This window comes from Rhodobacter sp. TJ_12 (assembly GCF_020023995.1).
GTDB lineage: Bacteria > Pseudomonadota > Alphaproteobacteria > Rhodobacterales > Rhodobacteraceae > Rhodobacter.
The window spans coordinates 1-22,095 of record NZ_NRRD01000002.1 but is presented as its reverse complement, the minus strand read 5'-3'; the positions used below and the strand labels follow the sequence as shown (position 1 = coordinate 22,095).

23 protein-coding genes and 2 other RNA genes are annotated in these 22,095 nt (G+C 63.9%); 15 read left to right on the top strand and 10 right to left on the bottom strand.

Annotation, left to right across the window (positions count from 1 at the left end; all coding sequences use genetic code 11):
* Window positions 1-57: 57 nt before the first annotated feature.
* Window positions 58-513, top strand: coding sequence for a MarR family winged helix-turn-helix transcriptional regulator (locus CKO11_RS02285; RefSeq protein ID WP_223632406.1), 456 nt, complete (start codon window positions 58-60; stop codon window positions 511-513).
* A 28-nt stretch (window positions 514-541) separates the two neighbouring features.
* On the top strand, window positions 542-1,768 hold the full coding sequence (locus tag CKO11_RS02280; protein WP_223632404.1) for an MFS transporter: 1,227 nt from the start codon (window positions 542-544) through the stop codon (window positions 1,766-1,768).
* Here CKO11_RS02280 and CKO11_RS02275 read toward each other — a convergent pair.
* The gene (locus CKO11_RS02275) at window positions 1,765-2,133 is read right to left on the bottom strand and encodes a helix-turn-helix domain-containing protein (protein ID WP_223632402.1); all 369 of its coding nucleotides are present in this window, start codon (window positions 2,131-2,133) and stop codon (window positions 1,765-1,767) included. The two genes, CKO11_RS02280 and CKO11_RS02275, sit on opposite strands and share 4 nt — an antisense overlap.
* 56 nt (window positions 2,134-2,189) lie before the next feature.
* Between CKO11_RS02275 and CKO11_RS17480 the strand changes: the two genes are divergently transcribed.
* Window positions 2,190-2,321: a hypothetical protein gene (locus tag CKO11_RS17480; RefSeq protein WP_263298379.1), complete on the top strand. Its 132-nt coding sequence runs from the start codon at window positions 2,190-2,192 to the stop codon at window positions 2,319-2,321.
* Between the two features lie 124 nt (window positions 2,322-2,445).
* On the opposite strand, the gene CKO11_RS02270 is transcribed toward CKO11_RS17480, so the two are convergent.
* Window positions 2,446-4,428 carry a vWA domain-containing protein gene (locus tag CKO11_RS02270; protein WP_223632400.1) on the bottom strand — a complete coding sequence of 661 codons (1,983 nt, stop codon included), beginning with the start codon at window positions 4,426-4,428 and terminating at the stop codon, window positions 2,446-2,448.
* A 212-nt stretch (window positions 4,429-4,640) separates the two neighbouring features.
* On the opposite strand from CKO11_RS02270, the gene CKO11_RS02265 reads away from it, so the two are divergent.
* The 4 genes from CKO11_RS02265 (at window position 4,641) to CKO11_RS02250 (ending at window position 10,611) form a co-directional block, all read left to right on the top strand.
* Window positions 4,641-5,717 (top strand): efflux RND transporter periplasmic adaptor subunit, encoded by a 1,077-nt coding sequence (locus CKO11_RS02265; RefSeq protein WP_223632398.1) that lies wholly within the window; start codon window positions 4,641-4,643, stop codon window positions 5,715-5,717.
* On the top strand, window positions 5,714-6,763 hold the full coding sequence (locus CKO11_RS02260; RefSeq protein ID WP_223632396.1) for an efflux RND transporter periplasmic adaptor subunit: 1,050 nt from the start codon (window positions 5,714-5,716) through the stop codon (window positions 6,761-6,763). Before CKO11_RS02265 ends, CKO11_RS02260 begins: the two co-directional genes overlap by 4 nt.
* A complete protein-coding gene (locus CKO11_RS02255) occupies window positions 6,760-9,825 on the top strand; it encodes an efflux RND transporter permease subunit (RefSeq protein ID WP_223632394.1) in 3,066 nt (1,021 codons plus the stop codon). The genes CKO11_RS02260 and CKO11_RS02255 overlap by 4 nt, the downstream gene beginning before the upstream one ends.
* A 69-nt stretch (window positions 9,826-9,894) precedes the next feature.
* Window positions 9,895-10,611 (top strand): hypothetical protein, encoded by a 717-nt coding sequence (locus tag CKO11_RS02250; RefSeq protein WP_223632392.1) that lies wholly within the window; start codon window positions 9,895-9,897, stop codon window positions 10,609-10,611.
* 73 nt (window positions 10,612-10,684) lie between these two features.
* Here the strand turns inward: CKO11_RS02250 and rpmG are convergent, their stop codons facing one another.
* The 8 genes from rpmG to gatC form a co-directional block, all read right to left on the bottom strand.
* Window positions 10,685-10,852: a 50S ribosomal protein L33 gene (rpmG, locus tag CKO11_RS02245; protein ID WP_011750518.1), complete on the bottom strand. Its 168-nt coding sequence runs from the start codon at window positions 10,850-10,852 to the stop codon at window positions 10,685-10,687.
* Between the two features lie 143 nt (window positions 10,853-10,995).
* A complete protein-coding gene (locus CKO11_RS02240) occupies window positions 10,996-11,706 on the bottom strand; it encodes a DUF533 domain-containing protein (RefSeq protein ID WP_223632390.1) in 711 nt (236 codons plus the stop codon).
* Between the two features lie 77 nt (window positions 11,707-11,783).
* A complete protein-coding gene (locus CKO11_RS02235; protein ID WP_223632387.1) occupies window positions 11,784-12,170 on the bottom strand; it encodes a DUF302 domain-containing protein in 387 nt (128 codons plus the stop codon).
* A gap of 89 nt (window positions 12,171-12,259) precedes the next feature.
* Window positions 12,260-12,660: RNase P RNA component class A (gene rnpB / locus CKO11_RS02230), an RNA gene on the bottom strand.
* Window positions 12,661-12,831: 171 nt separating this feature from the next.
* Window positions 12,832-13,521: an N-acetylmuramoyl-L-alanine amidase gene (locus CKO11_RS02225; protein ID WP_223632385.1), complete on the bottom strand. Its 690-nt coding sequence runs from the start codon at window positions 13,519-13,521 to the stop codon at window positions 12,832-12,834.
* A complete protein-coding gene (locus CKO11_RS02220) occupies window positions 13,518-14,195 on the bottom strand; it encodes a hypothetical protein (protein WP_223632383.1) in 678 nt (225 codons plus the stop codon). The genes CKO11_RS02225 and CKO11_RS02220 overlap by 4 nt, the downstream gene beginning before the upstream one ends.
* 11 nt (window positions 14,196-14,206) lie before the next feature.
* On the bottom strand, window positions 14,207-15,685 hold the full coding sequence (gene gatA / locus CKO11_RS02215) for an Asp-tRNA(Asn)/Glu-tRNA(Gln) amidotransferase subunit GatA (protein WP_223632381.1): 1,479 nt from the start codon (window positions 15,683-15,685) through the stop codon (window positions 14,207-14,209).
* Window positions 15,682-15,969, bottom strand: coding sequence for an Asp-tRNA(Asn)/Glu-tRNA(Gln) amidotransferase subunit GatC (gatC, locus tag CKO11_RS02210; protein WP_223632379.1), 288 nt, complete (start codon window positions 15,967-15,969; stop codon window positions 15,682-15,684). The genes gatA and gatC overlap by 4 nt, the downstream gene beginning before the upstream one ends.
* 164 nt (window positions 15,970-16,133) lie before the next feature.
* On the opposite strand from gatC, the gene CKO11_RS02205 reads away from it, so the two are divergent.
* The 8 genes from CKO11_RS02205 (at window position 16,134) to queG (ending at window position 22,022) form a co-directional block, all read left to right on the top strand.
* Window positions 16,134-16,826 (top strand): metal-dependent hydrolase, encoded by a 693-nt coding sequence (locus tag CKO11_RS02205; RefSeq protein WP_223632377.1) that lies wholly within the window; start codon window positions 16,134-16,136, stop codon window positions 16,824-16,826.
* Window positions 16,827-16,869: 43 nt separating this feature from the next.
* Window positions 16,870-16,968, top strand: an RNA gene (gene ffs, locus CKO11_RS02200) — signal recognition particle sRNA small type.
* An 86-nt stretch (window positions 16,969-17,054) separates the two neighbouring features.
* Window positions 17,055-18,827: a DNA polymerase III subunit gamma/tau gene (locus tag CKO11_RS02195; RefSeq protein ID WP_223632376.1), complete on the top strand. Its 1,773-nt coding sequence runs from the start codon at window positions 17,055-17,057 to the stop codon at window positions 18,825-18,827.
* Between the two features lie 18 nt (window positions 18,828-18,845).
* Window positions 18,846-19,190 (top strand): YbaB/EbfC family nucleoid-associated protein, encoded by a 345-nt coding sequence (locus CKO11_RS02190; RefSeq protein WP_223632373.1) that lies wholly within the window; start codon window positions 18,846-18,848, stop codon window positions 19,188-19,190.
* A gap of 1 nt (window position 19,191) precedes the next feature.
* Window positions 19,192-19,791: a recombination mediator RecR gene (gene recR / locus CKO11_RS02185; protein ID WP_223632370.1), complete on the top strand. Its 600-nt coding sequence runs from the start codon at window positions 19,192-19,194 to the stop codon at window positions 19,789-19,791.
* On the top strand, window positions 19,791-20,123 hold the full coding sequence (locus tag CKO11_RS02180; RefSeq protein WP_223632368.1) for a TfoX/Sxy family protein: 333 nt from the start codon (window positions 19,791-19,793) through the stop codon (window positions 20,121-20,123). Before recR ends, CKO11_RS02180 begins: the two co-directional genes overlap by 1 nt.
* A gap of 80 nt (window positions 20,124-20,203) precedes the next feature.
* Window positions 20,204-20,869: a glutathione S-transferase family protein gene (locus CKO11_RS02175; protein ID WP_223632366.1), complete on the top strand. Its 666-nt coding sequence runs from the start codon at window positions 20,204-20,206 to the stop codon at window positions 20,867-20,869.
* Between the two features lie 103 nt (window positions 20,870-20,972).
* The gene (gene queG, locus CKO11_RS02170; protein ID WP_223632364.1) at window positions 20,973-22,022 is read left to right on the top strand and encodes a tRNA epoxyqueuosine(34) reductase QueG; all 1,050 of its coding nucleotides are present in this window, start codon (window positions 20,973-20,975) and stop codon (window positions 22,020-22,022) included.
* Window positions 22,023-22,095 lie beyond the last annotated feature (73 nt).

Genomic DNA, 22,095 nt, shown 5'->3' with positions numbered 1-22,095 from the left:
TGCACAAACTGCGAAGCCAAACTTCACAGTTTAACTGTTTGCGTATATGCGCGGTCTATGACCACGACACCAGCCCCCCAATCAGGCCACGGCGACACCGACACATTGGCCCGCGAGTTGCGCAGCCTTTTTGGGGCCTATCGGCGGCGCTTGTGGGAACATTCGGACACCGCCGATCTGACGCCGTCGCAAATCTCGGCCATCTTACGGCTGGAAGAAAAAGGGCAGGCCACCGTGTCGGACCTTGCCCGGGCCGAAGGGATGCGCCCGCAATCGATGGGCGCGATCATCGCCGCGTTGGAGACGGTGGGAATGATCACCCACCAGCCCGACCCGCAAGACGGGCGCAAAATGCTCTTATCTCTGACCCCAAAATGCCAAGACTGGCTGACTTTGGGGCGCGCGCAGCGGATGGATTGGCTTTTGCGGCGGATCGAGGACCGGCTGCGGCCCGAAGAGCAAAAGAAGGTCTTGGCGGCTTTGCCGCTTTTGCATCGGCTGATGGAGACTTGACCTAAGCTTCACCCGAAAGGACCGCGCAATGCCGCGTTTGTCGCAAAGCTTTTTGATTGCCGCGATCACCTTGGCCGGGGGGATTGGGGCGGGGCTTGTGTTTCCCATCATGCCCGCGCTGGGGCTCGAGCTTGGCATCCCCGGGTTCATGATTGGGGTGATTTTGTCGGCCAATCGGGTTTCGCGGCTGTTGTTCAACTTCGTGGCGGGTGGGCTTTACGCCCGCCTTGGGCCACGGCTGACGATGGCCGGGGCGCTTGCGATCGAGGCTGTGGGGATGGTGATGTTTTCTGTCGCGCTGGTCTCTGCATGGCCCACAGCTTGGTTGCTGGCGGGGCGGTTTGTGAACGGCATCGGGATGGCATTTTTGGTGATTGGCGCGCAGGCAGCGGTGCTTGCGGGCTCTGACCACACCAACCGGGGCAAACGCACGGCGGCGTTTCGAACCGCCTTCAACGCCTCCATCCCCGGCGGGCTGATCTTAGGCGGGGTGCTCGCAGATACCTATTCAAACAATGCCGCCTTTTTGGTGGGGGCGGCAGTCAGCGCGTTTGGCATGGGGCTGGCGTTTTTGCTCGACGGGCGCAGTCGTCCGCCCGAACCACCGGGGGCGCGCAAGACATTGGCGCAGGATAGCTACCGCTCGCTTTTCACCTCGCCCCATCGCGTGGCGTTGATCGCAAGCTGGATCTACAGCTTCTTCGTTTTCCTGACTGTGCAGGGGGCGCTTCTGTCGACGCTGGTGCTTTTGGTGCAAGAGCGCGGCATGTCCGTCTTTGGGCTCGATGCCCAAGGCACCTCAAGCATTGCCATGACCTTCATGGTGGGGGCGGCGGCGCTGTTCACCTTTGCCTTTGGCTCGGTGCTAGACCGTTTGCGGCTACGCTCAACCCTGCTTTTCCCTTGCCTCATTGGGCTCGCGCTTGGGTTTTTCTGCCTTGCACAGGCGCAAAGCGTGGGGCTTTTGTTCTTTGGCTCGGTGCTGACGGGGCTATCTTACAACTTCATCACCGTGGCGATGATGGCGCTTTTGGGGGATACCACGACCGAGGCCCAGCACGCCCCCGCCGTGGCGGTTTTTCAATCGGCAGGCGATGTGGGCGGGATCATTGGCCCGATGCTTGGCATTGAACTGGCGCTGCATTGGGGGATTGCACCGCTTTACCTCAGCCTTGGTGGGCTGACGCTTTTGTGCCTTTTGGTCGCGCTGTGGCTTTGGCGGCATGAAAGAGCCATCGCCTTTGCCAACAGCTAGCGCCCGGCCCGTGCCATGCGCCTGCGGGCCAAGGTCAGGCTGTCTTTCAACCGCTGCGCATCGGCCGAGGGCGGCAGGCCGAAAAGCCGCGCATATTCGCGGCTGAATTGCGACGCGCTTTGATAGCCGACCGCAAAGCCCGCCCGCGCCACCTCTGACCCCGCCAAGATCGCGCGCCGTGCCGCCTGCAACCGCAGCGTCTTTTGATATTGTAGCGGGCTCATGCCCGTTGCGGCCCGGAAATGGCGGTTGAACGCGGCATCGCTCATCCCCGCACAGCGCGCCATATCTTGCACCCGCACCGACTGGGTCAGGTTCTCATGGATCCAATTCAGCGCGCGGCGAAGAAAAAGAACTCGCCCCACTTACGCCCGAACCGTCGCAGATCGCGGGCCTGCCCGAATTCCCCGGCGCGCGCAACGTGGCAGGCATTTACGCACGGCTTGCCCAAGACATCCGCACCGGCGCGCGCACCGCGCCGCGTTTTGCCGATGCGGTTGCCCTGCATGAACTTCTTGACCGGATCGAGGCATCGGCCGTGGCGCAAGGCTGAAACACAAGCCGATCCGCGACAAGAAACGTCGCGCACCTAGCGCTTTTGCGAGCGCGGCTGCGGAGAAAGGGCGCGATAAGGTAAGACCTCATCGCGCCCAAGTCTGCGCGCCTTTTTGATGGGCCTACTGCACGTTCAGCGGCACGCGTGCCAGAACCGGGCCGTATTTGCCGCCCAAAGCATAGACAAGCTCATAGCTGCCCGGCGTTTTTGGCGCTTTGAGCTTGGCGGGGTTGCCCCGGTTGGCGCGGGTGTTTTCCACCTCGGCTTTCGCCTCGGCACCGGCGGGCACAATCGCGATGCGGTCATTGGCAAAGGCCGGGCCGGTGAACGCCACCTCAAAGGCGCTTCCCGGCGCGACCGGGCCTGCGGGCGCACTCAGCGTTGCCGTCGGCAAGGTCAGCGTGATCGGCGCGGTGGCGATCACTTCGCCATGCCGCCCGCCCAGCATGTAACGGATTTCATAATCCCCCGGGGCCAGCGGCATGGTCAGCTCTACGGGGCTGCCCTTGCGCGGATAGCCCGTTTCTTCCTCTTTCGGATTTGGCGTATCGGCGCGCACAACGATGATCAGATCGCGATCTTCCATCGGCCCGGTGAAGCCAACGGTGATCTTTTCGCCCGGGGCGGCGGTGCTGGGCGCGGTGAAGCTTGCCCCCACGTTTTCCAAATGGATCGGGCGGCGCACCAATTCGCGCGCGCCATTGGCGTTGAGCACATAAACAAGATCATAGGCGCCAGCCGCGGCGGGCGCGCGCAAACGGGCGGGGTTGCCATTGCCGGTGTAGGCATAGGTGAGCCGCGCGCGATAATCTTCCCCGGCGGGGACCAAGGCAATGTAATCACGATCGGCATCCGGGCCGGTCCAGCCAATCTCAAGATCGCTGCCCGCAGGCGCGGTGTCGGGGGCCTCCAGCGTGGCTTCGACGGCGGTCACGGTGATCGGCTGGCGCGCCAGAACCTTGTTCGTCGCATTCATCACATAGCGCAGCTCATATTGGCCCGGCGTGGTGGCCACGCGCAATTCAACCGGGGTGCCCTCTGACGTAAAGGCGTGATCGTGATGCGGGTCATCCGTTGTGCCCGTGGCAATGATCATCACCTTGTCATGCACACCATCCGGCCCGGTCCAATCGACCTTGATGCGGCTGCCAGCCGGTGCGGTTGCCGGGCCCGAAACACTCGCAGGCGGCAGGAATTCAGGCAAGACAAGCGTGATGGTTTGCGGCCCGCCGGCAACGGGCACGGAAAAGCTGGCTTCGGCCACCGCTTCATCCGCCATACGGACCACCGTGGCTTTGCCGGTGGTTTCGGTCAGGGTCAATTCCGGTTCGGGCATCGGATACCCCGACAAAAGCGTGCCCTCGGTATCGGAGACGATGGTCCAAGCGATCCCTTCGCGGATCACCGGGCCCTGCGGCCCCTCGATCGCGCGGAAGCTCAGCTTGGCTTCCACCGCTTTGGGCGGCTCTGCCACCACAACCTCTTCCAGCGCTTGGCCCAATTCGGCTGCATTGCCCGCATCGCGGTAAAGCCCGCCGGTTTCCGCCGCCAAGCACCGCAACTGCGCCTGCGCCGCCGGATCAGCGGCCACGTCAAAGCCAATCACATGGGCGGTGAAATCGACGCCTGCCGCTTCAAGCGCGCGGCCCACGGCGCAAGGGTCGCGGTCACAGGTTTCGATCCCATCCGACACAAGGATCACAGAGGCGGTTTCTTCGGTATAGCGCAGCGCCTCGGCTGCGGCGACCACGGCATCCGACAGCGGGGTTTTGCCCTTTGGCGTGATCGCATTCACCGAGGATAAAATCGCGCCGCGATCCGTGCCGGGCGGCAAGATCAGTTCAATATCCGAACAATCGCCCTTGCGCCGGTGACCATAAGACATCAGTCCCAGCGCCTGATCGGCGGGCAGGCCGGTGACAAGGCCCGCCATCACCTCGCGCGCGATGGCGATTTTGCTGACCCCATCGATCTGCCCCCACATCGAGCCAGAACCATCCAAAACAAGGATCGTTGCGGGCGGTGCCGCGCTTTGTGACGGGGGGGCCTGCGCGAACAGGGCGGACGGACAAAGGCAAAGCAAAAGGGCCAAAAAACGCAGCATGAATTCTCCAAAGGCAAAGGCGCTGCAAAATGCACGGCAGCGGGCAGGCCGCACCCTTGCCCGGTTCCCTGCCCTGATCAAGTCCGGAATTCCCCCAATGCCGCCAAGGCGCGCGCGAAATGACCGGGCGTTTTCCGCCTGCCCGGGCCGCAAGCCTTCCCCGAATCGGAAAAATCCGAAATCAAGGGGGCACGATTTGAAAAGGAGCGTTGATGCCGCGTCATTTGCCGCACCGCCTTGCCCGGTTGGGCCTTGCGCTTTGGCTTGCCGCGGCGCTTCCGGGCCATGCCGAAAGCCCGCTTGCGGTCAAGGTCGTGACCGCACACACCGGACCCGCACTGATACATATAGAGCTTTCGGGCACGATTGCGGCGGCAGAGGCGGTGCCCGTGGGCTTTCGCGCGGGCGGGCGGATTTTGTCGATCACCGCCGAAGTGGGGCAGCGCGTCACCAAAGGCACGGTATTGGCCCAGATCGATGCGACTCAGGCCGCCGCCGCGTTGCGCGCGGCACAGGCCCAAGATGCCGCAGCCGAAGCGATGCTGACACAGGCTGAACAGGCCCGCGCGCGCGCCGCCGCACTCACGCTGCGCGGCGCGGCCACGCAAGCCGCGCTTGATGCGGCAACAGAAGCCGCGCTTTCCGCACGTTCCGCACGCGATCAGGCGCGCGCCGCACTCGCCAAGGCACGCCAAACGCTTGAAGATTGCACGCTCCATGCCCCTGCCGATGGCATTGTCACCAACCGCGATGCCGAACCCGGCCAGATCGTCGGCGCGGCGCAGACGGTGCTGACGATTGCCCGCGATGGCGCGCGCGAGGCGGTGTTCTACGTGCCTGATTTTGCTGCACTTGACCGCTTTGACGGGCGCAGGGTGACGCTGCGCCCGGTCGAAGGGCCGGGGCCCGCGCGCGAGGCGGTGGTCACCGAAATCGCGCCGCTGGTCGCAGGCGCAACCGGCACGGTGCGGGTCAAGGCGCGGCTGAGCGGCGCGCCCGGCCTTGTCCCGCCGGGGCTGGGCACCGCGGTGGTCAGTGTGGTCGATCTTCCCTTCGGCTCGGCCATCGCGCTGCCATGGTCGGCGCTGGTCAGCCATGAGGGAAAGCCCGCGGTCTGGACCGTGGACCCGCAAACCCAGCGCGCCGAAATCGCCCCGGTACGGGTGCTGCGCTACACCGACAACCGGATCGAAATATCGGAGGGGCTGTCGGAAGGGGCGCTGGTGGTGACGCAGGGCGCGCATCTGCTTTATCCCGGCCGGGTCGTGCACATGTCGGAGGCCCCATGAAAGCGCTGCTTGTGTTTTTGCTTTTGGCCCTGCCCTGCGCAGCGCGGGCGGAAACCGCCCCGCCGCCGCGCCCGGTGGTCTCTGAAATCGTGACCGGCGCGGCGATGACCGCGCGCGAGTTTCCCGGCGTCATTGCCGCCGAGGTGGAAACCACGCTGGGCTTTCAAACCTCGGGCCGGATCGCGACGCGCCCGGTGAACCTTGGCGATATGGTCAAGGCGGGCGATGTGCTGGCGACGCTGGATCAAATCACCTTGGCCGAAGATGTCGCCGCAGCCGAGGCCGCCTTGGCCGCCGCCGAAGCACAGGCCGCCTTTGCCGCGCAAAGTCTGGAGCGCGCGCAGGAATTGCATCGCCGCGGTGTGGCCCCGAAAGCCAGCCTTGAAGCCGCACAGGCCAAAGATACTGCCGCGCGTGCCACCGTCGAGGCCGCGAGCGCCGATCTGGCCCGCGCCCGCGACGCCGCCGCCTTTGGCACTTTGCGCGCCCCGGCGGCCGGGGTGGTCAGCCTTGTTTTGGCCGAACCGGGCACCGTGGTCACGCCGGGCACCCCGGTCTTGCGGCTGGCCACCGCCGCCGGGCGCGAAGCGGTGATCGATGTGCCTGATGAGGTTTTGGCGATCTTGCCAGATGCGGCGCGGTTCACGATTTCGACCCGATATGAGGATGCGCTGGTGACACAGGGCCATTTGCGGCTGGTGGAGCCGGTCGCCGATGCATCGACCCGTGCGCATCGGTTGCGGATTTCGCTTGCGGACGCGGGGCAAGGCTTTCGGCTGGGGGCGCTGATTACCGCACGGCTTGATCTGCCCTCTGCCGAGGTGCTGACACTGCCACGCGCCGCCCTATGGGAACGCGACGGGCAAAAAATGGTCTGGCGCGTGGGCCAAGGGCGCAAAGCCGAGCCGGTGGCCATCACCTTGGGGCGTGAGATCGGGGCGCGCGTGGTGATCGCACAGGGTCTGCAAGAAGGCGATGAAGTGGTGATCCGGGGCATCCATTCGGTCGCGCCAGATCAGCCGCTGGGCGAAAGGGTCACCCCATGAGCTTCAACCTGTCAGACTGGGCTTTGCGCCATCGCTCGATGGTTTGGTATATGATCATCGTCTCGCTGGTCGCAGGGGTGCTGTCTTATACCAACCTTGGGCGCGAAGAAGACCCGTCTTTCACGATCAAGGTGATGTTCATCACCGCCGTTTTGCCCGGCGCCACGGCGGAAGAAACGCGCGAACAGGTCACCGACCGGATCGAAAAGAAGATGCAAGAGCTGGAGAACCTGAAGTTCACCCGCTCAGAAACCTTTCCGGGCCGCGCCGTCGTCTATGTGGAACTGACACCCGAAACACGCGGGGCCGCCGTTACCCAGACATGGCTGAAGATCCGCAATATGATGTCGGATCTGACACCGCAATTTCCCGCAGAATTCGCGGGCTATGCAATCAGCGACGATTTCGGTGATGTTTATGGCTCGATCTACGCCTTCACCGCCGATGGCTTTACCCCGCAAGAGGTCAAAGACCGGGTGGAAGAGGTCCGTTCGGCGGTTTTGACACTGCCTGCGGCGGGCAAGGTGGAATTGATTGGCACCCAAGACCCGGTGGTGCATGTCGAATTTTCCGCACGCAAGCTAGCCGCGCTTGGCCTTGATCAAGCCGAGGTTTTGGCCACGCTCGGCGCGCAAAATGCCATCGTGCCCTCGGGCGTGATCCGCACCGAGGATGAATTGATCGCAGTGCGCATGTCGGGGCGCTTTGCCAATGCCGAGGCTCTGGCCGCCGCACCGCTGCGGGTAGGGGAAATCTTTTTCACCCTGGCCGATGTGGCCACGGTGCGCGCGGGCTTTGCCGATCCGCCCTCATCGCTGTTTCGCTATAAGGGCGCGCCCGCCGTGGGGCTGATCATCGGCATGAAGCAAGGCGCCAATATCCTTGATTTCGGGGCCGATCTGAACGCCTTGATGGCCCGTGTCGAAGCGGAATTGCCGGTTGGGATCAACCTGCACAAAGTGGCCGATCAGCCCAAGGTGGTGGAGGATTCGGTAAACCACTTCCTGCGCGCGCTGGCCGAGGCGGTGGCGATCGTGTTGATCGTTTCTTTTGTGTCGCTGGGCTGGCGGGCGGGTCTGGTGGTGACGCTGTCGATCCCGCTGGTGCTGGCGCTGACCTTTGTGATTTTAGACGCGATGGGGGTCACGCTACAGCGTATTTCGCTGGGCGCGCTGATTATCGCGCTGGGGCTCTTGGTCGATGATGCGATGATCGCGATTGAAACGATGATCGCGCGGCTTGAGGCGGGCGACAAGATCGCCAAGGCCGCCTCTTACGCCTGGACCTCGATTGCCTTTCCGATGCTGTCGGGCACCTTGGTCACCGTGGCCGGGTTCATCCCGATCGGACTGAATTCGTCGCAGGCGGGCGAATATACGCTGTCGCTGTTTTACGTGATTGCGATTTCGCTGATGCTGAGCTGGGTCGTCGCCGTGCTGTTCGCGCCGCTGATCGGCGCCACTGTGCTGCCCCGGCATCTGCCGCATCACGACGCCCGCCCCGGCCCGCTGCGCCGGGCATTTCGCGCGCTTTTGCGCGCCGCCATGCGGGCGAAATGGATCACCATTCTGGCCACGGTCGCCCTGTTTGCCACCGCGCTTTACGGCATGCGCCATATTGAACAGCAATTCTTCCCCGCCTCGGACCGGCCCGAGTTGCTGGTCGATGTCACCTTGCGCCAAAACTCGGCCATTGCCGCCACCGATGCCGCAATGGCCGAACTGGATGATTGGCTCGCCACCCGGCCCGAAGCGCAATATTGGACCACCTATGTCGGCCGGTCTGCGCCGCGGTTCCTATTGTCACTCGACACGCCGACGCCCGCGCCCTTCATGGGGCAGATCGTGGTGATGACCGAGGGGCTAGAGGATCGCAACGCCTTACGCGCAGCCTTGATCGCCAAAGGCCAACAGATGCCGGGCGTCGATGTGTTCACCAAGCTGATCGAGCTGGGCCCGCCGGTGGGCAAGCCGGTACAATACCGGATCATGGGGCCCGATCGCGCCCGCCTTTTGGCAGAGGCACGAAGCCTTGCGCGGCTGCTCGCGCAGGACGGGCGGCTGGGCAATATCACCATCGATGAAGGCGAGCCGGTGCGCGTCGCCCGCGTCGTGCTGGATCAAGAACGCCTGCGCCAATTGGGGCTGACGCAAAAGGATGTCGCCCAAGCGCTGCAAACGCTGTTTGAAGGCGTAACCGTGACCGAATTGCGCGAAGGCCAGACCCTGGTGGATGTGGTGGCGCGGGGCACGGCGGCGGATCGGTCCTCGCTCGCATCGCTGTCGTCTTTGCAATTGCCCTCACCGGCCGGGGTGCCGGTGCCACTCCTGAGTTTTGCGCATCTTGACTGGCAGATGGAGGCGCCAGTGCTGCATGCGCGCAACCGGGTGCCGACGATCACCGTGAAAGCCTCGGTCACCGCGCAGGCGCAACCGGCCACGATCACCGCCGAACTGGCCCCGAAAATAGCCGCCCAAGTCGCAACCCTGCCCGCCGCCTATCGCATCGAGGCGGGCGGCGTGGCAGAAAGCAGCAGCGAAAGCCAAGCCCCCATCGTGGCCGTGGTGCCCCTGATGGTCTTGGTCATCCTGACCTTGGTCATGGTGCAGATGCAAAGCTTCCGGCTGATGTTCATCGTGCTGGCCGTCGCGCCCTTGGGGCTGATCGGCGTGGTGGCGGCGATGCTGCCCTCGGGTCAGCCTTTGGGCTTTGTCGCCATTTTGGGGGTGCTGGCGTTGGCGGGCATCTTGATCCGCAATTCGTTGATCTTGATGGCCGAGGTGCAAGACCTTCTGGCCGCCGGGCATAGCCATTGGCAGGCGGTGTTCGAGGCCTCTGACAGCCGCGCCCGGCCCATTTTGCTGACGGCGGCGGCGGCCTCGCTCGCGCTTATCCCGATCTCACGCGAGGTCTTCTGGGCGCCGATGGCCTTTGCGATGATGGGGGGCATCATCGCGGGCACGCTGGTGACGCTGGTCTTTGCGCCTGCGCTTTATTGCGTGATTTTCGGGGTAAAACCGCCCGAGAAAACGGCCAGGCCCGCCCCGTCAGAGCCGATTTAACCTCTCGTTCACCCTTTTCTGCAAGCCTAAGACATTCACTGTCTGAGTGCGTGTGTTATGCTAAAGCCTGTGCCAACGACGACTGCCCCGGCCACCACCCTGCCCCTGCCGCATGGGGCGGAAGCGCAGCAGGGCGCGCGCGCGACGCAGCCCACCGGCACAACGCTGCCCACGGCGCAGAGCGCCCCCCGCGCCAGTTCGGGCGCGCCGCCGCCGACCACACCCGCCAGCAGTGCCACGGGGGCAAGCCCCCCATCACAGGCCCAAACCCGCGCGGGCACCGCGACCTTGCCGCTGCCTGAAACCACGCTGGCCAGCGCCACCACCGCCGCCCAACCCGGCGCAGGTTCCGCTGCCCCCGGCTCGCTGATCGCGGCGCAGATGCTCGGGGTGGAAACCGCGCCACTTCAGGCGCTTTTGGCGCAACAGGCCGCCACCCGCGCCCTGCCCCATCCGACACGCGGGCGCGAGCCGCGCCCCGATGCGCCCGCCGCCGCGATCGATCATACCCCCGACGACAGCTTTGATCCGCATAGCCCGCATCTGCCGCAAACGCTGGGCGGGCACCACGGCCACAAGGGCACCGCGCAAGACGGCGACGATCCCGCCGCAGATGACGATAGCCCAAGCGGCGACGCCGAGGCCAAGCGCAAGCCCGACACCCGCCGCGATATGGCGCTGCATCCGCCGCCACATGATCCGCCGCCGCCGCCCCCCACGCCTTGGGTGCTGGCCGGTGCGGTTTTCGTGGGCACTTTTTCGCTGACCGTCTTGCTTTTGGCCTGAGCCAAAATACCGGGGACAAAACGGCAAAAAGCCGCCCCTAAGGACGGCCCTTGCATCAGGAATGCGGCAGATCTTACTTGATCTTGCCTTCCTTGTATTCGACATGCTTACGCACGACCGGATCGTATTTGTTCACGGTCATCTTTTCGGTCATGGTGCGGGCATTCTTCTTGGTCACATAGAAGTGCCCGGTGCCCGCCGTCGAGTTCAGACGGATCTTGATCGTCGTCGGCTTCGCCATTTTCAGTCTCCCAGCGTCGGGCACCCATGCACCCGCAAATCCTTGAAGCCCGCCTTTTAGCCAGACACGCCCCGGAGTCAACCGCAAAGGCGTGGCGCGTGGTGTTTTTTCGCAAAGCTTTTGCCCTGCATGCACGGTTTGGCTCAGACCAGCGGTTTGCCCATGGCGCGATGCACCTGCAAGACGGTTTCGGCATCCACGCCAAGCGCCGCCGCCAAATTGGCCAGATAGCGCTTTTCGGCCTCTGTATCGACCGAAATGGCCATCACCGCCGCCGTATAGACCTGCACCTTGGCCGCGTCGCCCACATCGGCCACCAGACCGTCAACGTCGATGGGCGCATCCAGCTCCGCTTGCACGAAGGCGATCTCTTCTTCGGTGGCCTCACCAAGTTGCGCCAAAATCGCGGCCTTTTCGGCATCGTCAATCACGCCATCGGCTTTGGCGGCCTGAATCATCGCCCGGATCATCAACTTGGCTTGCGATTCGGCCGAAGCCTCCACCATCGGGTCCGTCATCGCTGCGCCCAGCATGTCCGAGACACTCTTGGCCCCGGTGGTCGCGGCGCCGGTCATCGTGCCCATCATCTTGCCAAAATTCGCCTCGGCCGCCTCGGTCATCGCGGCGGCTTGGGGCGCCCATTTGGCAAACATATCGCGCACGGTTTCCTGCCCGCCCGGCACGCCCATGCGCTGCGCAAAAGCGCCCATCTGCTCGGCCATGCCGCCGGGCTGATCGGCTTGACGCAGAGCCTCTTTCATCCCGTCCATGCCGCCCATTTGCTGAAACTTCTGCACGCCCTTGGCGGCGGCAAAGCCCACCGCGAGCGTGGCGAGTGTTTTTACAAAGCTCATCTCTCCCCCCAATATGAACTGAAACGCAGGCGAATACTGCGCGCATTCTGGCCAAAGGCCAATGGTTTCCGTGCGCGTTACAGGTTGGCGATCAGGTCCACATAAATCTCGCGCACCTCAGCGGCGACGGCCCGCGCGCCTTCGGCCTCGACCTGCGCGAAAGAGGCAACCGGATCAACGGCAGAGACCTCGACGCCCCTTTCAACCGCGCGCACGATCACATTGCACGGCAGCATCGCCCCGATACGCGGATCGGCCTGAAGCGCTTCGAAGGCGCGCGGCGGATTGCAAGCGCCCAGAATTTTATAAGGCGTCATTTCGCGATCCAGCTTTGCCTTCATCGTCGCGGCAACATCGATTTCGGTGATTACCCCAAAGCCGCGCGCAGTTAGCGCGGCGCGGGTGCGGGCCTCGGCCTCTTCAAAAGCGGTGTTTTCCAAAATACGGTTGAGTGTGTAGCGCATCGCAGCCTCCGTTTTTGCTGCCCCTCAGGTGGCCCGAAACAGCAAGGCTTCAAGGGCGTGGCGGAACCACCTTCGATCACGAAGCGAATATGCGCGGAGGACCTGTAAGCCGGATTCTGTCCCGGGGTTGCCCCCGTGGATGACCATTCCTCTGGGCCTGCGGTCACCCGCAGCCTCAAGCCGCCAACCCGGACCGCTCGGGGCGAAGCTCCCCTACCAAGCTTGCGCTGGCGCGCGGTCCCTATTCGGCGTTGCTCCCGGTGGGGCTTGCCGTGCCGGTCCTGTTGCCAGTCCCGCGGTGGGCTCTTACCCCACCGTTTCACCCTTACCCCCGCAAGCGAAGGCGGTCTGTTCTCTGTGGCGCTTTCCCTAGGGTTGCCCCCGCCGGGCGTTACCCGGCACCGTTGCTTCATGGAGTCCGGACTTTCCTCGACCGCCCAGCTATCCGCAAAACGGAGCTATGGGCCGCCGCGGTCATCCGGTCCTCCGCGCGTGCCTGCCTTACGCTGCGCGGGGGGCGCAGGTCAATGGGGCGCTGCCTCCTCTTTGGCTTCGCCAAATTCACCCCCGGGATATTTGGACAAAGTCGAGGGCAGGCGTTTTTACCGTCGACTTTGCGAAACTATCCCGGGGGCGTCAGCAGGACTGGGCAGTGCCCCGCCTAGCTTGACCGCCACGCCCCCCCATCAGCCCCAAAGCGCAGGCCCAGATCGGTGATCAGTGCCATATCCGTGGCATCAAGCGGGCCCACATGCCGTGGCCGAAACCGCAGCCGAAACGCGTCGAGCAACACCTCAAAGGGGGCTTCAGGGTAGCCGAATGTTTCGGCCATCGCCAGAAAGCCCGCCTCGGCCACCGGCGGGGCCATCCCGCCGGCCTCGGGCATCACCGCCAGCCCTTGGCGGGCAAGCCGCGCCCAATCGAAACGCGGGCCGGGGTCGCATTTGCGTCCCGGCGCCATATCCGAATGGGCAATCACCGCCTCGGGCACAATCGCCCAGCGCGCCATGATTTCTGCGAGCAAGCGTTCCAAAGCCGCCATTTGCGGCTCGGGAAAGGGGGCATCGCCCGTATTGGCCAGTTCGATGCCGATGGAGCGGGAATTCACATCCTCGCGCCCTGCCCAAGCGCCTGCGCCCGCATGCCATGCACGCATCTCTTCGGGCACCAAAGCCTCGATCGTGCCATCCTCGGCAATCAGCCAATGGGCAGACACTTCGGCGGCCGGATCACATAGCCGCGCGCGCGCAGCCGCGGCACTTTCCATGCCAGTATAATGCAAAACGATCAGTTCGGGCTGCGCGCCCCCGCGCCGCGCGGTGAAATTGGGCGAGGCGGGGGCGTCTGTCACTGTCGCGCCGCCTGAAACGGGCGCGGATCCCAGCCACAGGCGAACCCATCGCCATCAGGGTCCAGATTGCCCGGATCGCGCTGCGGCCCGCCACGTTCCAAGAACGCCATCTGCGCCAGATCGGGCGAGAAGTATTTCGCGCAGGCACGCTCGGTCTTGGTCAACTTCAAGCGACTACGCTTGTAGACCGGCTGACCCGAGGCATTGCGCACCGAAAGCGCATAGGCCGCCAAATTCGGTCCCGCCGCGCCTTGGGTCACCGCAGCCCCCCCCGGGGCCATTGCATCAAGCGGCGCGCCCGGATCGGTGGAAGCCGGGGCGGCCGAAGCGGTTTCGCCCGCGGGCGATGTGGCGCGCAAGGTGGCCAGCGTCTGCGCCCCGATCGAGCCGTCCGAAGCGTCTGGCGCCGCGGCCGCCTGCGCCTGACCAGCGGCAGAGGTCACCGGCGTCGCGCCATAGCCTGTGCGGCCATAGGCCCCGCCCGGGGCCGCAGGGGCCGAGGTGGTGGGAGCCGGTGCGGCAGCGGGGGCCGGTTCGCCGCGTAATTCCGCCTCGCGCATGCGCAAGTAGGTCTGGTAATCGCCAAAGCCGACACCCGCGCCGGAATTGGGCACCACCGGATCGCAGGCGATCAACGCCAGCGCAGACAGACCAAACACCACCGATTTGCGCATCGGCACACTCCTTACCACCACTTTTCGGGCTTCGCCGTGAAGCCCGCCGCTTGTTCAAGCACCATCGCCTGATTGAGCAGATCGCCCTCGCCCCACGGGCGCCCGATGAGTTGCAGCCCCATCGGCAGGCCCTTGGCATCCAGGCGCACCGGCACAGAAATGCCCGGCAGACCGGCCAAGTTCACCGTCACGGTGAACACGTCGTTGAGATACATTTCCACCGGATCGGCGTCTTTCATCTCGCCCAGCCCAAAGGCCGACGAGGGCGTGGCGGGCGTCAAGATCGCGTCGATCCCGGCCTCGAAGGCCAGATCGAAGTCGCGCTTGATCAGCGCGCGCACGCGGCGCGCACGGTTGTAGTAAGCATCGTAGAACCCGGCGCTGAGCACATAGGTGCCGATCATCACCCGGCGCTGCACCTCGGGGCCAAAGCCCTCGGCGCGGGTCTTTTCATACATATCGACGATGCCCTCGCCCGCCGACAGAGTCGCGCGGTGGCCATAGCGCACCCCGTCATAGCGCGCGAGGTTGGACGAGGCCTCTGCCGGCGCAATCACATAATAAGCGGGCAGCGCGTATTTGGTGTGCGGCAGCGAAATATCGACGATCTCGGCGCCCGCGTCGCGCAGCATTGCCGCGCCATCGTTCCAAAGCTTTTCGATCTCGGCGGGCATGCCGTCCATGCGGTATTCTTTCGGAATACCGATTTTTTTGCCGCGAATATCGCCGGTCAGCGCCGCTTCGAAATCGGGCACCGGGAAATCGACACAGGTCGAATCTTTCACGTCGTTCGAGGCCATCGTGCCCAGCATGATCGCCGCATCGCGCACCGATTTGGTCATCGGCCCGGCTTGATCAAGCGAAGAGGCAAAGGCCACCACGCCCCAGCGCGACACCCGGCCATAGGTCGGCTTGATGCCCACAATGCCGGTGAAGGCCGCCGGTTGGCGGATCGAACCGCCGGTATCGGTGCCGGTCGCGCCAAGGCACAGGTCCGCCGCAACAGCCGCCGCCGACCCGCCCGACGAGCCGCCGGGCGTCAGCTTGCGGTCATCAACCTTCCACGGGTTCACAACCGGGCCATAGCAGGCGGTTTCGTTGCTGGACCCCATGGCGAATTCGTCCATGGAAAGCTTGCCCAGCATCACCGCGCCCGAATCCCACAGGTTTTGCGTCACGGTGGATTCGTATTCCGGCTTGAAGCCTTCAAGAATACGCGACGCGGCCTGAGAGGCCACACCTTTGGTGCAGAACAGGTCCTTGATGCCCAGCGGAATGCCGCACAGCGCAGGCGCATCGCCCGCCTTGAGCCGTGCATCGGCGGCTTTGGCCTGCTCCAGCGCAATCTCGGGCGTTTTGGCGCAATAGGCGTTTAGCGCATCCGCGCCCTCAATCGCCGACAGACAGCTTTCGGTCAGTTCGACCGAAGTAAACTCGCCCGCCTTCAACCCATCACGGGCGGCGGCAATGGTCAGTTTGTTCAGGCTCATTCCACCACCTTCGGCACGGCAAAGAAGCCCTCGCGGGCATCGGGGGCATTGGCGAGAATTTTCTCGGGGTAATCACCGTCGGTCACCTCATCAACACGGCGTTTAAGCCGCATCGGCGTGACAGAGGTCATCGGCTCGATGCCCTCCACGTCGACTTCGTTGAGCTGTTCCATGAAGGTCAAGATGCCCGAGAGTTGCTCGGCCAGTTTCGGCAGGTCGTCTTCGGCCACGCGGATGCGCGCCAGATGCGCCACCTTGCGGGCGGTATCAATGTCGATGGACATGGGTGGGTGTCTCCGCTTGTCTTGATGCGGGTTTAGCGTCCGGGGCGGGCGCTTTCAAGCGCGGCTTCCCACCAGCCCCTGTGACGCCTGCGCCCCTTCCCTTGTCACATAAGCGCGCTAGCTTGCCTGCCGTAGATTCGTTGAAGTGACAGAAAGAGGATGACATGAAACTGACCTGGCTTGGCCATTCCGGCTTTCGGCTCGAAATCGAGCAGGCTGTTATTTTGATCGACCCGTGGCTGACCGGGAACCCGGTCTTTCCCGAGGACAAACGCGCCGAGGCTTTGGCCGGGGCGACGCATATCCTGCTGACCCATGGCCATGGCGACCATTCCGCCGACACGCTGGCCTTGGCAAAAGAGCTTCAGGTGCCCGTCGTCGGCATCTATGACATCGTTAGCCACTGGGAAGCGCATGACGGCATTGACGGCGTCGGCTTCAACAAGGGCGGCACGGTCGATCTGGGCGGCGCCAAGGTGACGATGGTGCCGGCGGTGCATTCCTCGTCGATCAGCGGGCCGACCGGGCCGATTTATGCCGGGGCCGAGTCGGGCTATATGATCGCAGGCGAAGGTCATACGATTTATCTGTCGGGCGACACTTGCATCAGCGCGGAAATGCAGTGGATGGGCGAATATTTCAAACCCGATATCGGCATCTTGTCGGCGGGGGGGCATTTCACCATGGATATGCGCGCCGCCGCTTGGGCCGCGCAGAAATACTTTGATTTCAAAACCGTGATCCCGTGCCATTACCGCACCTTCCCGCTGCTGGAACAATCGGCCGCGGCGCTTGTCGAAGCGCTGCCCAATGTGCAGGTGATCGAACCCGAAGTGATGGCGCCGATCACGCTGTGATCGAAGGGTTGCAAGGGAAAGCGGCGGGCACTATATGACGCCGTGAGAGGTTGGCGCGGGCGAGCGCCTCGCCAACCCGGTCAGGTCCGGAAGGAAGCAGCCGCAACGAGCCCCGCTTGGGTCGCTGTCCAACCTCTCACCCTTTCCCTTTCCTGTAGAACCGGCGCCGGCATCGGTTTGACTTGGCCAACGGCCTCGCTAGACTGCGCGGGCAATTCAGGAGCGCCCATGTCCGACGCCGAAAGCCCCGCAGAAAACACCTCGGGCTATCAGGTTCTTGCCCGCAAGTACCGCCCCGCCACTTTTGCCGATCTGATCGGGCAAGAGGCGATGGTGCGCACGCTGAAAAACGCCTTTGCGGCCAGCCGGATCGCCCAAGCCTTCATCATGACGGGGATTCGCGGCACCGGCAAAACCACCACCGCGCGGATCATTGCCAAGGGGCTCAATTGTATCGGCCCCGATGGGACCGGCGGGCCAACAACCGAGCCCTGCCTTGAATGCGAACATTGCCGTGCGATTGCCGAAGGTCGGCATGTGGATGTGCTGGAAATGGACGCCGCCTCGCGCACCGGGGTGGGCGACATTCGCGAAATCATTGAAAGCGTGAACTACCGGGCAGCGTCCGCACGCTACAAGGTCTATATCATCGACGAAGTGCATATGCTGTCGACCTCGGCCTTCAACGCCTTGTTGAAAACGCTCGAAGAGCCGCCAGCGCATGTGAAATTCATCTTCGCCACGACCGAGATTCGTAAAGTGCCGGTAACGGTGCTGAGCCGCTGCCAGCGGTTTGATTTACGCCGGATCGAGCCAGAGGTGATGATCGCCCATCTGCAAAAGATCGCGGGGCTGGAAAATGCCGCGATTGCCGAAGACGCGCTGGCGCTGATCACCCGCGCGGCCGAAGGCTCGGTTCGCGACGCGATGTCTTTGCTCGATCAGGCCATTTCCCATGGTGCGGGCGAAACCACCGCCGAACAGGTGCGCGCGATGCTGGGGCTGGCGGATCGGGCCCGTGTGCTTGACCTGTTCGACTATATCCTGAAAGGCGATGCCGCCGCCGCGCTAACGGAACTGGGCGCGCAATATAGCGATGGCGCGGACCCGATGGCGGTGCTGCGCGATCTCGCGGAAATCACGCATTGGGTTTCGGTGATCAAAATCACCCCCGAAGCGGCCGATGATCCGACCGTGCCGCCCGAAGAACGCACGCGCGGACAAGCGATTGCCGAAGCGATCCCAATGCGGGTGCTGTCGCGGTTATGGCAATTGCTGCTCAAGGCGATTGAAGAGGTGGCCGGCGCGCCCCATACGATGATGGCCGCGGAAATGGCGCTTATTCGGCTGACCCATGTGGCCGATCTGCCCGACCCCGAAACGCTGATGCGCAAGGTGATGGGGGGGGCTGGCGGTGCGGGCGGTGCAGGCCCCGCACAGGGCGGCAGCAATGGCGGCGGCGGACCCCGCGCCGAAGCCACGACCCGGCACATGCTGGGCGGGCGGCCCTTGCATCTGTCCGGCGCCACGGCTTTGGCCGCGCAGCCCGCCACCTCGGCGCTGGCGCGTTACGCGACCTTTGAAGATGTGGTCGAATTGATCGGGCGTATGCGCGATGGCCTTTTGAAACACCAAGTCGAACGCGGCGTGCGGCTGGTCAGTTACACCCCGGGCCGGATCGAATTTGAACCCGCCCCCGATGCCCCGCGCGATCTGGCGCAGACCTTGGCGCAACGTCTGCAAGGCTGGACCGGGGCGCGCTGGGGCGTTTCGGTCGTGGCCGAGGGGGGGCAGCCCACGATATTTGAGCGGGAAAACGCCGCGAAACTGGCCGCCGAAGCCGAGGCGCGGGCCGAAAATGCGGTGGTGCAGGCAATCTTTGCCGCCTTTCCGCAGGCCAGCTTCGAACAGATCACCCTTGCCGCAGAGTTGGAGGCCGAACAGGCCGCCGAAGCCCTGCCCGAGGTGGAAGACGAATGGGATCCTTTCGAGGACAACTGACAATCGAGGAGAGACAGAATGCTGAAAGGTTTGGGCCAGTTGGGTGACATGGCCAAGATGATGAAGGCCGCCAAGGAAATGCAGGAGCGGATGCTTGAACTGCAAGAAGAGCTTGGCCGGATGATCGTCGAGGGCGAGGCTGGCGGCGGCTTGGTCAAGGCGCGTGTCACCGCCAAAGGCGAATTGACCGGTCTGGATATCGACCCGTCGATCTTCGTGCCCTCGGAAAAGGAAGTGGTCGAAGATCTGATCATCGCCGCCGTGAAAGACGCGCAAGCGCGCGCGCAAGACAAGGCGGGCGAAGAACAGCGCAAGCTGATGGGCGATCTGGGTCTGCCCGCCGACATGAATTTCCCCGGCTAAGATGACCGGCAGCCGCGACGAGATCGAGGCGTTGATCGCGCTGATGGCGCGGTTGCCGGGGCTTGGCCCTCGCTCGGCGCGACGTGCCGTGTTGCATTTGCTGCGCCGCCGTGAAGGGCAGATGGCCCCTTTGGCGGCGGCGCTGGCGCGCGTGGCGGAAACCGCGCGCGATTGCCCCGTTTGCGGCAATATCGCCGTGGGCGGGGCCTGCGAGATCTGCGAAAACCCCGCCCGCGCCATCGGCGAGATTTGCGTGGTCGAAGATGTGGCCGATCTTTGGGCGATGGAACGCGGCGGCGCCTTCAAGGGGCGCTATCACGTTTTGGGCGGCACGCTCTCGGCCCTTGATGCGATCGGGCCCGAGGAATTGGGCATTCCCCGGCTGGTTGCCCGCGTCGCCGAGGAAGGTGTGGCCGAAGTGATCTTGGCGCTGAATGCCACGGTCGAGGGGCAAACCACCGCACATTATATCGCCGAAGCGCTGGAACCGACACAGGCCCGCGTCACCTCGCTTGCCCAAGGCGTGCCGATCGGCGGGGAGTTGGATTACCTTGACGATGGCACCATCTCGGCGGCCTTGCGCGCACGGCGGGCGGTGTGATGGCGACAAGCCCGGACACGATCGCCTTCTTTTTGGAACAGCTTGAAGGGCGCGGCGTCACCGCGCGCAAGATGTTTGGCGAATATGGCATCTATGCGGGCGGCAAAATCGTCGCGCTCATTTGCGATGACACGCTTTTCGTCAAACAATTGCCCGAGGCGCGCAGCTATCTGGGCACGCCCGATGAGGCCCCGCCCTACAAGGGCGCAAAGCCGCACTACGCAATTTCCGCTGATCAATGGGAAGACGCGGATTGGCTTTGGGGCTTGATTTCCTTGATGGAAACACACCTTCACCTGCCCAAGCCGAAAGCGCGCAAACGAAAGGGATAAGGTTAACCCCGCCCCAAGAAGCATTGATCCGCCCCGCCCCCGCCGGTATCAGGTGCAAAACACCTGTTTGGATGTTGCCGATGAACCGCCTTTATCACGTTGCCCTTTCGCCCTTTTGTCGCAAGGTCCGCCTGACGCTTGCCGAAAAGAAGATCGAAGTGGAGCTGGTCGAAGAGCGCTACTGGGAACAAAACAGCGACTTCTTGCGCCGCAACCCGGCGGGCAAGGTGCCGGTGCTGCGCTACGAAAACCGGCTGTTTGCCGAAAGTCAGGCGATTTGCGAATATCTGGATGAAATGATCCCCGAACCGGCCTTGATGCCGCGCGAGCCCGAGGCGCGCTATGAGGTGCGCCGCCTGTGCGCGTGGTTCGATGACAAGTTCAACGCGGAAGTCACCACCAAAGTGATGGGAGAGCGGGTCTGGAAGAAAGTCCAAAAGAAGGGCTATCCCGACAGCAAGACCGTCAAAGAGGGGCTCGCCGCCACCAAATATCACATCGATTATATGGCTTGGCTGCTTGATCAGCGGCGGTGGCTGGCGGGCGATGTGATGACCTTGGCCGATTTCGCGGCCGCCGCGCATCTGAGCTGCCTTGACTACATTTCCGATGTGGATTGGCACCGCTCGGATGTCGTGAAGCAATGGTATGCGAAAATCAAGTCGCGCCCGGCCTTCCGCTCGCTTTTGGCCGATCAATTGCCGGGCATGCCCCCCTCGCCGCAATATGCCGAGCTTGATTTCTGATACCAGCCGGGCCCATCCTAGCCCTCAGCCCTTCGACTTTGTCGAAATATCCCCGGGGTGAAGGGCCGCAGGCCCGAGGGGGCAGCGCCCCCTGCCCCGCCCGATGGAGGCACAACTGACGGATCTGAAAACACGGCTGGAAAAGCGCGCCCTTTTTGAAGGGTTTGCGAAGATGCGCATCACCCGCCCCGATGCGGTGCCGCATCTGCCAGAGGCGCTTTCGGCCTTTGTGGGGGCGGGCTATCATGGCCAGATGCAATGGATGGCCGAGCGGATGCATTGGCGCGCCAATCCGGCCGCGCTGTGGCCCGAGGCGCGCTCGATCATCCTGCTGGCCGAGAATTACACCCCGAAAACAGATCCCCGCGCTGCAACGCAGGTGAAAGAGGGGGGCGTGATCTCTGTCTATGCGCAGGGCAAGGATTACCACGACCTTGTCAAACGCCGGCTCAAACGGCTGGGTCGCTGGCTGATTGAACAAGAGCCCTGCGAGATCAAGGTTTTCGTCGACACCGCCCCGGTGATGGAAAAGCCGCTCGCGCAAGCGGCAGGCTTGGGCTGGCAGGGCAAGCACACCAATCTTTTGGCGCGCGATTTGGGCAATTGGCTGTTTTTGGGGGTGATCTTCACCACCGCCGACTTGCCCCCCGATACGGCCGAAATCAGCCATTGCGGCTCTTGCCGGGCCTGTCTGGAGGCTTGCCCCACAGGGGCATTTCCGGAACCTTACAAAATGGATGCGCGGCGCTGCATTTCCTATCTGACGATCGAACATCGCGGGCCGGTCGATCAAGATTTACGCCCGTTGCTGGGCAATCGCATCTATGGCTGCGATGAATGCTTGGCCGCCTGCCCTTGGAACAAATTCGCCCAAGAGGCGCGCGAAATCGGCTATGCCAACCGCCAAGGCACGCCGCCCCTGGCCGATTTGCTGGCGCTCGATGATGCCGCGTTTCGCGCGCAGTTCGCGGGCAGCCCGATCAAGCGCATCGGGCGCGATCGGATGGTGCGCAATGCGCTTTATGCGGCGGGCAATTCCGGCCTGCCCGCTCTGATCCCCCCGGTGCGCGCGCTTTTTGACGATCCGGACCCGACAGTGGCCGAGGCCGCGCGCTGGGCGCATGGCCGCCTTGCAGCCGACGCGGCGCAATAGCCCTTTCCTTTGCGGCGCGAGCCTGTAGCTTCGCGCCATGCGCCCCGATCCCGTGCCCCCCGGCCCCCTGCCC

Excerpts from the sequence above, each read along its gene's own strand:
- CKO11_RS02195 (WP_223632376.1), top strand. The coding sequence starts at position 17,055 with ATGTCCGACGCCGAAAGCCCCGCAGAAAACACCTCGGGCTATCAGGTT.
- CKO11_RS02240 (WP_223632390.1), bottom strand. The coding sequence starts at position 11,706 with ATGAGCTTTGTAAAAACACTCGCCACGCTCGCGGTGGGCTTTGCCGCC.
- recR (WP_223632370.1), top strand. The coding sequence starts at position 19,192 with ATGACCGGCAGCCGCGACGAGATCGAGGCGTTGATCGCGCTGATGGCG.
- gatA (WP_223632381.1), bottom strand. The coding sequence starts at position 15,685 with ATGAGCCTGAACAAACTGACCATTGCCGCCGCCCGTGATGGGTTGAAG.
- queG (WP_223632364.1), top strand. The coding sequence starts at position 20,973 with ATGGAGGCACAACTGACGGATCTGAAAACACGGCTGGAAAAGCGCGCC.
- CKO11_RS02175 (WP_223632366.1), top strand. The coding sequence starts at position 20,204 with ATGAACCGCCTTTATCACGTTGCCCTTTCGCCCTTTTGTCGCAAGGTC.
- CKO11_RS02260 (WP_223632396.1), top strand. The coding sequence starts at position 5,714 with ATGAAAGCGCTGCTTGTGTTTTTGCTTTTGGCCCTGCCCTGCGCAGCG.
- CKO11_RS02285 (WP_223632406.1), top strand. The coding sequence starts at position 58 with ATGACCACGACACCAGCCCCCCAATCAGGCCACGGCGACACCGACACA.
- CKO11_RS02235 (WP_223632387.1), bottom strand. The coding sequence starts at position 12,170 with ATGCGCTACACACTCAACCGTATTTTGGAAAACACCGCTTTTGAAGAG.
- rpmG (WP_011750518.1), bottom strand. The coding sequence starts at position 10,852 with ATGGCGAAGCCGACGACGATCAAGATCCGTCTGAACTCGACGGCGGGC.
- gatC (WP_223632379.1), bottom strand. The coding sequence starts at position 15,969 with ATGTCCATCGACATTGATACCGCCCGCAAGGTGGCGCATCTGGCGCGC.
- CKO11_RS02265 (WP_223632398.1), top strand. The coding sequence starts at position 4,641 with ATGCCGCGTCATTTGCCGCACCGCCTTGCCCGGTTGGGCCTTGCGCTT.
- CKO11_RS02270 (WP_223632400.1), bottom strand. The coding sequence starts at position 4,428 with ATGCTGCGTTTTTTGGCCCTTTTGCTTTGCCTTTGTCCGTCCGCCCTG.
- CKO11_RS02205 (WP_223632377.1), top strand. The coding sequence starts at position 16,134 with ATGAAACTGACCTGGCTTGGCCATTCCGGCTTTCGGCTCGAAATCGAG.
- CKO11_RS02190 (WP_223632373.1), top strand. The coding sequence starts at position 18,846 with ATGCTGAAAGGTTTGGGCCAGTTGGGTGACATGGCCAAGATGATGAAG.
- CKO11_RS02220 (WP_223632383.1), bottom strand. The coding sequence starts at position 14,195 with ATGCGCAAATCGGTGGTGTTTGGTCTGTCTGCGCTGGCGTTGATCGCC.
- CKO11_RS02180 (WP_223632368.1), top strand. The coding sequence starts at position 19,791 with ATGGCGACAAGCCCGGACACGATCGCCTTCTTTTTGGAACAGCTTGAA.
- CKO11_RS02255 (WP_223632394.1), top strand. The coding sequence starts at position 6,760 with ATGAGCTTCAACCTGTCAGACTGGGCTTTGCGCCATCGCTCGATGGTT.
- CKO11_RS02280 (WP_223632404.1), top strand. The coding sequence starts at position 542 with ATGCCGCGTTTGTCGCAAAGCTTTTTGATTGCCGCGATCACCTTGGCC.